The sequence below is a fragment of the Palleniella intestinalis genome, assembly GCF_013166595.1.
Lineage (GTDB): Bacteria > Bacteroidota > Bacteroidia > Bacteroidales > Bacteroidaceae > Prevotella > Prevotella intestinalis.
In genome coordinates, this window is record NZ_JABKKG010000014.1 from 45,494 (window position 1) to 56,200 (window position 10,707).

The window sequence follows — 10,707 nt, forward strand, 5'->3', positions numbered from 1 at the left end:
CACCAAAAACGACAATTCAGTATTTTTTGCAGGAAACATTCTTGTTCCGTCAGACAGTTTTCTTAATTTTGCATACAGATGACTGCCTGATGTTGGTTTTCTATGCTGTTTTGCAAGCATAACGCAACCAAAAGCAGGCATTTGTGAACAATATATCCTAACAAGAAAGTTAAAAACAAGAAATACAAAAACATGAACGATTTCAAGACAATTTTCGAGAGCCGTTATACCTGGATAGAAGGCTTCATGCGTAATGTGCGCAGATATGCCACAAGACAGGCTATGATATGCCACGAAACCAACACAATATGGACTTATGCCGACCTTAACCGCGACGTCAACCGCCTGTGCAACGCATTGGCAAAGGACGGATTCAAGAAGGGCGATGTCATCATGATGCAGCTGCTCAACTGTCCTGAGTTTGCTTTTGCCTACGTCACTGCCCACAAGATGCACGGTGTCTGCGCTCCTGTGAGCTACCGAGTAAGCTGTGGCGAGCTGTCATTCAACATCGAGGACTCAAAGCCGATGGTGATTCTCTGCTGCGAATCCAAGCTCCCTGACGTGCAGGAAGCCATAAAAATCGCCAACTATACTCCGAAACGAATCATTGTGGTTGGAGGACAGACCCATGGCGACATAATCTCTTACAGCGACTATGTGAAGGATGCATCAACGGAAGAACCGCCATTCACATGCGAATACAACATCTATGACGAGACAACACGCCTCTACACTTCCGGTACTACAGGACGCCCGAAGGGTGTTTGCCTTACGAGCATCAATGAGGTTCTTTCCGCCCATGACGTGATGATTCATTTCCCGATGAGCTATAAGGACGTGACCATGAACACCACACCATGGTTCCACCGTGGCGGACTGCACTGTGCCGGTCCTTGCGTTGTGTTCTATGCCGGCGCATCGCTGGTGATACAGGGCAAATTTGACGCACACATGACATTGAAGCATGTGTGGAAATACAAGATAACATTCATCATCGGTGTGCCTACCGTACTTGAAGCGCTTGCCGACGAGCAGGAGCGACAGGGCTATGACATAAGCGCACTGAAGGGCATTGTCACCATGGGCAGCCCGTTGGAACGCTCTGCATGCATCCGCTACCAGAAGGTGCTCACTCCGAACATCTTCAACGGATATGGTACGACGGAGACTTTTTGGAATACATTCCTGCGTCCGTTCGACCTTCCTGACTTCGCCGGAACAGCCGGAGCATCATGTGTGGATGATGATGTGCGGGTGGTGAAAGTCTATGAGGACCACCGTGCCGAACCGGACGACCTTGCATTGACCGACGGAAAGGAAGTTGGCGAGGTGATAATCTGCTCTCCTGCCAAGTCTCCTTATTACTATGTGAACAACGATGAGGAGACAGAGAAGAAGTACTACAAGGGCTTTATCTACACCAACGACCTCGCCACATGGGATGAACATCAGTTCATAACCATCGTGGGACGCAAGGACGACATGATCATCTCTTCAGGAGAGAACATCTATCCTACTGAGATTGAGGCTGTGCTCAACACACATCCGAAGGTGAAGGACTGCATCGTGACCTCCGTACCTGACAAGATTCGCGGACAGATGGTCACTGCCTACGTTGTGAGGAACGACATGTCGCTCACTCCGGAAGAGCTTGACGCATTCTGCAAGGAGAGCACAGCAATCGCCAACTTCAAGCGTCCGCGCTATTATCGCTTTGTCGAGCAGATTCCGTTCAATGCCACAGGCAAGAAGCTGCATGTGAAAATCAAGCACACTGCAGAGGTGGATTTGAAGAATGGGCTGCTCTATCGAGTATAGTTTTACGACATCCATTATTACAGCATAACACGATGCCGCCGGTGACTCCGCATGCATGGAGACACCGGCGGTATCTTCACAGATAAGCAAACATAACCACCATGGAAACAGATAATATGACCTTCCGCCACCAGATGCCGGCACAGCTGCGCTTCTCCGACATCGACAAGTTCGGGCACATGAACAATTCCGTCTACTTCTCATTGTTCGACATGTGCAAGACACGGTACTTCATCGATGTACTCGGACAACATGTCTTTGACAGTCTCGGCATTGTCGTGGCACACATCGACGCGAATTTCCTCGCACCGATATTCTATCCTGACGAGATTGTCCTGCAGACGACTATAACGCACCTTGGCACAAAGAGCTTCCGACTCTTCCAACGAGCCATCAACAAAAGGACCAAGGAGGTGAAGTGCGAGTGCAACACGGTCATGGTCTTTTTCGACACAGTGCACAACCACTCCATCCCAATGCCGGAATCCTTCAAGCAGAAGATTGCGGAATATGAGGGAGACAACAATCTTCTGACGAAATAAAGCAGATTTCGGAACAATGTTTTTCCATTCGGGAACGGATTTTTGCATGGCAATGCTCCTCTCACTACCTTTGCACCCGACTTGAAACGGTGGGCATAAGGCACACCGTAACCAACAAAAGCAAAAGGACAAAGAAATGGAAAACAGAACAGAACTTAACCGCAACCTTGCACAAATGCTTAAGGGCGGTGTCATCATGGATGTAACTACGCCTGAACAGGCAAGAATCGCCGAGGCTGCCGGCGCATGTGCGGTAATGGCATTGGAGCGTATTCCTGCCGACATCCGTGCTGCAGGAGGCGTAAGCCGCATGAGCGACCCTAAGATGATAAAGGGCATACAGGAAGCGGTGACAATCCCTGTTATGGCGAAATGCCGCATCGGTCACTTTGTCGAGGCGCAGATACTTGAGGCTATCGAGATTGACTACATAGACGAGAGCGAGGTTCTCTCCCCTGCCGATGATGTGTACCATATCGACAAGCGCAAGTTCAATGTGCCTTTCGTCTGCGGTGCCAAAGACCTCGGCGAGGCTCTGCGACGCATAAACGAGGGCGCAACCATGATACGCACAAAGGGCGAGCCGGGCACAGGTGATGTCATTCAGGCCGTGCGCCACATGCGCATGATGCAGAGCGAGATACGCCGCCTTGTCTCCATGAGCGAGGATGAACTGTATGAGGCTGCCAAGCAGTTGCGCGTGCCGTTTGACCTCGTGCAGTATGTGCATGAGAACGGCAAGCTCCCTGTCGTCAATTTCGCAGCAGGAGGTGTGGCAACACCTGCCGACGCTGCCCTTATGATGCAGCTTGGCGCAGAAGGTGTGTTCGTGGGAAGCGGCATATTCAAGAGCGGCGACCCTGTGAAGCGTGCGCAGGCTATCGTGAAGGCTGTCACAAACTACAACAATCCGAAAATCATCGCCGAACTGAGTGAGGACCTTGGCGAAGCAATGGTCGGCATCAACGAAAGTGAGATAGAGCTGCTGATGGCGGAAAGGGGCAAGTAAAACCATGAAAATAGCTATATTGGCATTACAGGGAGCATTTGCCGAACACAGCGAAATGCTGCAACGCATTGGTGTGGAATCCTTCCTTGTCAGGAACATCGATGACTGGCAGCAGCCGAAAGACGGGCTGATAATCCCCGGAGGCGAGAGCACTGCCATGATGCGCATCATCCGTGACGAAGGTCTTTTCACACCAATCCGTGACGCAATCCTCAACGGTCTGCCCGTCTTCGGCACATGCGCCGGACTGATCATGCTTGACCATGAGCATCTCGGGACAATGGACATCACCGTGAAGCGCAACGCCTATGGCAGACAGCTCGGCAGTTTCCGCACTGTCCACACAATGAAAGGCATCGGCGAGATTCCCATGACCTTCATCCGTGCGCCATACATCACTGCCGCAGGCGACAATGTCGAGGTCCTTGCCGAACTCAACGGACATATTGTTGCGGCACAACAAGGCAGCCAACTCGTCACTGCTTTCCACCCGGAACTTAACAACGACACATGCGTCCATGAGTTTTTCGTGAAGAATATTGTCAATGGCGGAGATTAAAAAAAACGGGATTGCATAATTATCAACAGGAGATGAACACCGAACATAAGGCGTTCATCTCCTTTATATTTATATCTCAAATTGCCAATATACACAATTTCAGATGAAAAAATGTAATATTTGTTTTAGTTCCTTGGAAATTAGAAATAAAACAATTAACTTTGGAGCAAAATCGGAAAGAACATGACAACAGCAGTATTAGAAAACAAAGTTTTTGATATGATTATGGCACTCAACTTGTCAAACAGTTCACTTATGTCTATTGCCGGCAAGTTGATTGACAAAGCAAATGCTTCGCATCCCAAAAGAATGCCGGCAGATGGCAACGCCAAGGGAGCAGACATTGAAGAAGCTCGCAGATTCATTGAAAGCCTGAAAATGACAGGAGGCAGGGAAATCCCTAACGACGAAAGGGGCATAGAGGCTCGAATTGAAAAATATCTGTAATATGAAAGTATTCGTTGACACCAACATCCTTATTGACCTTGCTTGCCAAAGGAAAGATTTCATTGAGGAAGCAAAGGAATTGTTTCTGTTAGGTTATACCGAGAAGATTGCCATGGCATTCTCAACATTGTCCTTTGTAAATGCTGTCTATATCTCGAAAAAATACGGTTTTACATTGGAAAGCATCAAATCTGTCCTTGCCAACATAGCTTCGTTCACAGAGATTCTTGACTTACCTAACGGCAAAAACATAACAGATACTGCTTTCCGATTGGAAAGATTTTGAAGATTGCGTGCAGACAAATGTTGCGATAGAAGGCGGATGCGATTGCATCATCACAAGAAACAAGAAGGATTTCATCCAATCAGAGATTCCTGTTTATGCAATAAAAGAGTTTTTGGACACAACAGGATTGTAGCAAAATGCATGGTATACTTGACTATCAGCTCTATTATTTGCTCTTGGCTATAGGCATATTAGGCTGCGTTGTGGCATATATACCAGGCAAACTAAAATGAGGGCACTCCTATTTGAAATGCCCTCATTTGTACACACAATTATTTTTCTGAGATTTCTCCCTGCTGGTTTATTTGCCCCATTTGCTTCCCCAACGGAATGTGTGGGTGTAGCCCAATGTCACAAAAGGAGCAGACATCTTCACTGATTTGCAAGAAGCTGTATGTATAAAATGGTTGTTCCCTGAAGAAGTGTATTCAATCTCACCTTCTTTACCCAATATATTCGGAGCAATACTATAGCCAGCCTTCAGTTCCAAATAGGAATTGTTAGTCGTACGCATAGAGATTCCCACAGAAGGAGAAACATAAAATCCAACACTTGATGGTGTTCCAAGCACTCGCTCTACACTACCTTCGTCGTCCCTGTAACCATAGATGTCATCAAACGAATAAAAACGCATACCGCCATCACAAGCGGCGATTGGCGACAGCCGCTTATCCGTCAGCCTATACACCCCGCGAAGGAAAACCTTAAAGGCAGGAGTATCCATATCAATATTGCGTACAGACTGGTAGACATTACCGTCATCCCTGATTTGTAAAGATTTCACTCCATCCTGCTTGAACGCGGAAACGACATCAGCACCAAAACCTACACCAAGGCTCACATGAGGATTAAACTTATATGTTAGCACAAGTGCTCCTGAGCCACCATCATATTCATCATCTCCAAAACCTACTTTCCCGCCTTCCAATGTCATCTGCAATCCACGCTCGCGCGTAGGGACTTTTGGTTTGCTTATTGGCGACTTATGAAAACTGAATCCAGTCCTGATAGTAAAGGCTCCACTGCCATCGCCACCACTTTTTGTAGGTATGAAATGGGTATAGCCGACAGCCAGATTGAAATCAACACGTTTAGAAAGCGGAATTGACAAGCTCGGCATTACCTGAATCATAATATTGTCAGGCATTTCTATGGTTGTTGCATGCTTGCCTGTCCCGACTGTAATGTCACCTGCTGTGTTGAACACGTAACCAGCACGAATAATTGCCCCAGGAGTGAGTGATGTTGATTTCAAAGGGAAATAGACTTTAAAATCAGATGTCACAGGTATTTGTGGGTCGCCTTCATCTGTCGGAATAAAGGCTCCGCTGCCTATGCCCCAATAAAAATTCTTGTTAAAGCGTTTGCCTATGCCTATTTCTGCAGATATGCTTCCGCCTCCTCCTTTTGTTGCGATATTATAGCCAGCATCAACACTGAAGTCCAGTCCTCTATGGCGACCTTCTTTCAGAGGAGTCTGTGTTGATGATGTTTGCGTAAACTGAGCAAACACACTACAGCTAATAAATAACATTGATATAAAAGATAATATAGTTTTCATACCATTAATTGTACTTTTTAGTTTTTGATGTTCCATATATTTTCGCTCCATTTGATTTCTTAACCGCATAAGCTTGATATGTGACTGCATAATTCGCATTTGACGTTGTGATTGTAACAGTCGCAGTATGTGTGCCGTCAGAGATAGTGCCTTGAGTCCTGCTCGCTGAATTTCCGAACATAACACCAGCCTCTGAAGCAAGATGTCCACCACGGATGGTGTACTGAGCTTTGACAGTGTATTTATATTGACTGCCACTTTTTACCCGTGTCATGGTGCAAGAGCCTGTTGTAACAGTCAAAACTCCAGAAGTAGATGCCGCCTGTGTGACGTTTATTTCAACATATTCAGTACCAGCGCAAACAATCACCTTGCCCGTCCGTTTATTCGAGCTATTTCTGGAGATTGTCATTACCAGTTCACCGTCACCAGAACCGGAGGTCTTATCGAAAGAAATCCAAGAAGCATTTTGTGTGACAACTCTCCAATTAGCATTGGTTCTTATAATCACCGTTTCAGTCTCAGACGAGTTGTCAATGCTAATATCCGTCTTGTCTACCTCCAAATAAACATCATCCACATCATTGGAACAAGAAATGAATGACATGGCAGAAAACGCGACAGCAAGCAATACAGATAATAGTAATAATAATTTTCTCATTTGTTTTTTGATAATAAAAAAAGGCGTTAACCATTCGCAACTTGTATTTATGCTCGGTTACCGCCAAGTGACCGTTCTCTACCACAAGTGTGAATGGTCCACGCCTATAAGCGTGAACCTTCAAGCAACTTGTCTTCGTAGAGAATGGAGTAAAAAAAGACTTACTCCTCATGAATATTGGCGGTATTCAGCATAAAGAAGAACAAGAGCTAAAAGCTCATATATCTAAAAAGTATGGAATGGAAACGCTTCCCCGTTATTAATATTTTGTTAGTTTCCCGGTGAAAACGACCTTGCTCCGCAAGGCATTTCCATAAGCGTTTATTCCGTTTTTATATCATACGCAATATATTTATGTTAATACTAATTAATGTCAGGTGCAAAATTACGAATTTTTCCTTTAATTTCCAAACAATTAAATTGTTAATTTCTCACACCACCACATTTCCTTTAGCAAGATACCTTATAAAACATGTAAAAAAGCATTGCGAATAGTCTACCATAAACTTCAAAATCCCTATTTATCATTACTTTATTTACGCCACAGGCTTACAGCCACTCCGGCACGCAGCCAGAGTCCGGGCTGCGGGATTGTGGCATAGTCACAGTAGCGTTTGTCGAGGAGGTTCTCACCGTCGACATACAGCCGCCAGCGGTTTGCGTTCCACGAAAGGCGTCCGTCAAGGAGTGCATAGCTTGGGTTGTTCTCCCCCACACGGTCCTGCCAGCGCCAGGAAAGGCTGAGCTCAAGGTTCTTCCACAGCCTGCCAGAGGCGGAAAGGACCAACTTGTGGCGGAGGTATTCCATGGCATACTTGCTGGAAATGACATCGACGGTGTATGCAGGATTCTCGCTGATGTAGGCGTATTGCAGCCCGACTGTTGCAAGAGGGAATCTATCGCCCCACAACTGTTGTGGCAGGAAGCGCACATTCAGTTCTGCTCCGACATTGTCAAGGCGGAAATTGACGGAGTGGAATATGCCGTCCGACTCCGGCTCTCCTGACGGAGAAAGGGTGCTGTAGGTCACCCAGTCAATCATGTCGGTCTTGTGGCTGTAGAACGCTTGTGCGTCGACGGCAACACCTTTGGCAGAGAAGGATGCGCCAAGTTGCAGGTCGGATGTCTTCTCCGGACGGATGTTGCGGTTGCCTTCTATGTTCTTTCCGCTGTAATACAAGTCCGTGAATGTCGGCATGCGCAGTGCCATGTTCCATGAGGCATACAGCCGCCAATGGCTGTCGGGCCGCCATGCAAGGTCCAGACCGGGATAAAACCTTAGGCGGTGGTCATTGCCGGTGTTCATGTTGGCAAGCAGTCCGAGGGAGAATGTCCAATGGTCAAGGAGAATGTCATGCTCCAGGAATGCAGAGACATTTGTCCTTGAATCCTTGAACTTGTAGAATTTTCCGTCCTGTGCATCATGTCCGCCTGTCGCCTGCCACTCGTTTTCCGCAAGAGGATTCCCAAGAGATGTGCTGAGTACAGACTCTTCGCGCACCTCAACGCCAAGGGATGTCCTTCCGAGAGAGGTCGAAACCCATGCGTTGGCAGAGACACATTTTGAGTCTACCTTATGGAAATTCTCACCGGCAGGGTTTCCTTTATGCCATTGGTAATGGTCGTACCAACGGTTCCAATAGAGTTGCGGGGCAATATGCACCTTACCCACTTTCACTGTTCCGTTCAATGCAAACATCCACCTCTCGGTGCTTTCCCATTGGTCGGTGCTCGCAGCACCATAGAATGTGTTCGCACCGTAGGGCTTATAGCTATAGCCCGCCTGACCGCTTATGGAGAAATTGTCCATGGATAAGCCTCCGTTGTAAAAGAAGCGCGTCGACGAGAAATCACTGTTCGGTGTGCCTCCGTCCGCCCGTGTGTAGCCTCCGGAAAGCATCGAGCGGAAGCGTCCGGCACCATTGCTGCCAAGCCTGCCGGCATCGATGGAGACAGAGCCGTTTCCTCCGGCATAGCCGTAACTGCCGCCGTAAAGATGCGCCATAGCTTCATTGCCCGACTGCCGCGTTATGATGTTTATCACACCGTTGAACGCCGACGTGCCATACACGCGCGCTGCAGGGCCTTCAAGCACTTCTATGCGCTCGATGTCCTCCATACTGACAGGGAAATCTGCCGAAAGATGTCCGGTTTGAGGTGAGGAAATGTTGACTCCGTTAATAAGAATCGTAATTTGGTCAAAGTTTCCTCCACGAATGGAAATGTCCGTCTGCACACCAAAGCCACCGCGCTGACGGACATCCACGCCTGTGACTGACTTCAATAAATCGTTGATGGTTTCCGCCGCCGCACGATGAATATCCTCACGTGTGATGACAGAGACAATCTTCGCCGACTCACTAAGAGTCAGCGGCACCCGACTTCCGGTGACCACCACCTCGTCGAGCCTGAGTTCGTTGTGCTGCAACGAGTCGCCGACAGCGTCCGTGCGCACGCTTACTCCCTCAGCCTTCGTGTGCGTAAGGGTCGCGACGCTCAGTGTGCCGATAATCACTTCACGTCCCACGCACGCAAACAGAGCATAGCTCTTGCGGGAGAAACGTGTGAAACGCAGCCTGTTGAACTCACAGAATGATTTTTTCTGCATAATGTTGTTTTGATAAAAGCAGGTCCCTAACCTGCATTGAAAATTATTATATATAGGGATTTTGAAGTTTTCTTCTATAACTTATTCATGTTCTAAAGTCACTTGCCGGCAACCCTTTCCTTCTCCTCCACAAGCACTTTGTCACGGAAATCAGAGGGAAGATAACCGGTCTGGCGCTTGAAGAACTTCACGAAGTACGACGGGTCGTCATAGCCCATGCGGTAGGCTATCTCCTTCACCATAAGGTTTGTGAAGCGCAGGAGACGCTTCGCCTCCAGGATGACACGGTCGTTGATGAACGCAAGAGGAGACTTGCGCGAGCATTCCGTCACGCTGTTGGTAAGGGTTTTTGACGAGACATTAAGCCGTTCGGCATAGTCCTTTACGGTATGTATGCGGTCAAATTCCTGCTCCAGCATTTTGCGGAAGAGCAGGAACAGGCGGTGGGACGCGCGCGTCGTATGCAACGGCAGGGAATCGGGACGCACACCATGACGCTGCACATTTACAAGGAATATCTTCACCAGCGCACGGAGAATGTCCATGTGACCGAAATCATCCACACTCTCCTGCTCCAGGCGCATACGCTCTATGATTCCGTGAAGGTGGTCCACCACAGAAGATTCCTTTATCACAAAGTAAGGCGCGGTATCAAAAGCATTGAACATATTGTACTTTATGAAAATATCCTCATCGGCATTCTCATACTTAAGGAAATCCGTACACAGCTTCACAGAGATGCCCTTATGCCTTGTTCGGCCGTCAAAACTGTGAATCTGCCCCGGAGAGAGGAAGAATATGGAATTTTCCTCAACAATATAGTCCTGAAAATCCACAGTATGGATGCCACCACCTTCAAAGAACCACAGTATCTCGTAGAAGGTATGGACATGCGGATGACTGTTGGTTTCCATGTCCATGTCAAGGAATTCCGGCATCGCTTCTATGCCGAAACCATCACCGGAGGGTGCTTCGCACACCATATTATATATATCACCGAGAGAACCCTTTTCCATTATGCCCAATTATTTAGTTGTGCAAAAATACTAAAATTCCCTGAAACTACCACTTATGAAAGTTAAAAATGTGCATATTCGTGCAAAAAAGAAACCACTAAAGAGTCAACCCGCAAGTGCAATTGTTTTTGCAAAGTTACATAAAGAATTTGAAAAACTCCCTTACCGGCGTAGAGAATTTCAGTTTTTCCCTTGGT

11 protein-coding genes are annotated in these 10,707 nt (G+C 47.4%); 7 read left to right on the plus strand and 4 right to left on the minus strand.

From position 1 onward, the window contains the following. Positions 1 to 192 precede the first annotated feature (192 nt). From HPS57_RS13950 to HPS57_RS14565, 7 genes are all read left to right on the plus strand, one after another. The gene (locus HPS57_RS13950; protein ID WP_172184181.1) at positions 193 to 1,821 is read left to right on the plus strand and encodes a class I adenylate-forming enzyme family protein; all 1,629 of its coding nucleotides are present in this window, start codon (positions 193 to 195) and stop codon (positions 1,819 to 1,821) included. 101 nt (positions 1,822 to 1,922) lie between these two features. After that, the gene (locus HPS57_RS13955) at positions 1,923 to 2,363 is read left to right on the plus strand and encodes an acyl-CoA thioesterase (RefSeq protein ID WP_253946590.1); all 441 of its coding nucleotides are present in this window, start codon (positions 1,923 to 1,925) and stop codon (positions 2,361 to 2,363) included. 136 nt (positions 2,364 to 2,499) lie between these two features. Next, positions 2,500 to 3,372, plus strand: a complete 873-nt coding sequence (gene pdxS / locus HPS57_RS13960; protein ID WP_172184184.1) for a pyridoxal 5'-phosphate synthase lyase subunit PdxS — start codon at positions 2,500 to 2,502, stop codon at positions 3,370 to 3,372. A 4-nt stretch (positions 3,373 to 3,376) separates the two neighbouring features. Next, positions 3,377 to 3,931: a pyridoxal 5'-phosphate synthase glutaminase subunit PdxT gene (gene pdxT / locus HPS57_RS13965; protein WP_172184186.1), complete on the plus strand. Its 555-nt coding sequence runs from the start codon at positions 3,377 to 3,379 to the stop codon at positions 3,929 to 3,931. Positions 3,932 to 4,150: 219 nt separating this feature from the next. Further along, the gene (locus tag HPS57_RS13970) at positions 4,151 to 4,378 is read left to right on the plus strand and encodes a hypothetical protein (protein WP_172184188.1); all 228 of its coding nucleotides are present in this window, start codon (positions 4,151 to 4,153) and stop codon (positions 4,376 to 4,378) included. Between the two features lies 1 nt (position 4,379). Continuing rightward, positions 4,380 to 4,664: a type II toxin-antitoxin system VapC family toxin gene (locus HPS57_RS13975; protein ID WP_172184190.1), complete on the plus strand. Its 285-nt coding sequence runs from the start codon at positions 4,380 to 4,382 to the stop codon at positions 4,662 to 4,664. A gap of 7 nt (positions 4,665 to 4,671) precedes the next feature. Next, positions 4,672 to 4,797 carry a hypothetical protein gene (locus HPS57_RS14565; RefSeq protein WP_369811555.1) on the plus strand — a complete coding sequence of 42 codons (126 nt, stop codon included), beginning with the start codon at positions 4,672 to 4,674 and terminating at the stop codon, positions 4,795 to 4,797. Positions 4,798 to 4,965: 168 nt separating this feature from the next. Here the strand turns inward: HPS57_RS14565 and HPS57_RS13980 are convergent, their stop codons facing one another. The 4 genes from HPS57_RS13980 to HPS57_RS13995 form a co-directional block, all read right to left on the minus strand. Next, entirely contained in the window at positions 4,966 to 6,261 is a 1,296-nt protein-coding gene (locus HPS57_RS13980; protein WP_172184192.1) for a hypothetical protein, read from the minus strand. Beyond that, the gene (locus HPS57_RS13985) at positions 6,230 to 6,886 is read right to left on the minus strand and encodes a BACON domain-containing protein (protein ID WP_172184194.1); all 657 of its coding nucleotides are present in this window, start codon (positions 6,884 to 6,886) and stop codon (positions 6,230 to 6,232) included. Before HPS57_RS13985 ends, HPS57_RS13980 begins: the two co-directional genes overlap by 32 nt. Before the next feature lie 532 nt (positions 6,887 to 7,418). Next, entirely contained in the window at positions 7,419 to 9,494 is a 2,076-nt protein-coding gene (locus HPS57_RS13990; RefSeq protein WP_172184197.1) for a TonB-dependent receptor plug domain-containing protein, read from the minus strand. 98 nt (positions 9,495 to 9,592) lie between these two features. Next, positions 9,593 to 10,510: a helix-turn-helix domain-containing protein gene (locus HPS57_RS13995; protein ID WP_172184199.1), complete on the minus strand. Its 918-nt coding sequence runs from the start codon at positions 10,508 to 10,510 to the stop codon at positions 9,593 to 9,595. Positions 10,511 to 10,707: the final 197 nt, after the last annotated feature.

Excerpts from the sequence above, each read along its gene's own strand:
- HPS57_RS13985 (WP_172184194.1), bottom strand. The coding sequence starts at position 6,886 with ATGAGAAAATTATTATTACTATTATCTGTATTGCTTGCTGTCGCGTTT.
- pdxT (WP_172184186.1), top strand. The coding sequence starts at position 3,377 with ATGAAAATAGCTATATTGGCATTACAGGGAGCATTTGCCGAACACAGC.
- HPS57_RS13980 (WP_172184192.1), bottom strand. The coding sequence starts at position 6,261 with ATGGAACATCAAAAACTAAAAAGTACAATTAATGGTATGAAAACTATA.
- HPS57_RS13955 (WP_253946590.1), top strand. The coding sequence starts at position 1,923 with ATGGAAACAGATAATATGACCTTCCGCCACCAGATGCCGGCACAGCTG.
- pdxS (WP_172184184.1), top strand. The coding sequence starts at position 2,500 with ATGGAAAACAGAACAGAACTTAACCGCAACCTTGCACAAATGCTTAAG.
- HPS57_RS13990 (WP_172184197.1), bottom strand. The coding sequence starts at position 9,494 with ATGCAGAAAAAATCATTCTGTGAGTTCAACAGGCTGCGTTTCACACGT.
- HPS57_RS13975 (WP_172184190.1), top strand. The coding sequence starts at position 4,380 with ATGAAAGTATTCGTTGACACCAACATCCTTATTGACCTTGCTTGCCAA.
- HPS57_RS13995 (WP_172184199.1), bottom strand. The coding sequence starts at position 10,510 with ATGGAAAAGGGTTCTCTCGGTGATATATATAATATGGTGTGCGAAGCA.
- HPS57_RS13950 (WP_172184181.1), top strand. The coding sequence starts at position 193 with ATGAACGATTTCAAGACAATTTTCGAGAGCCGTTATACCTGGATAGAA.
- HPS57_RS13970 (WP_172184188.1), top strand. The coding sequence starts at position 4,151 with ATGATTATGGCACTCAACTTGTCAAACAGTTCACTTATGTCTATTGCC.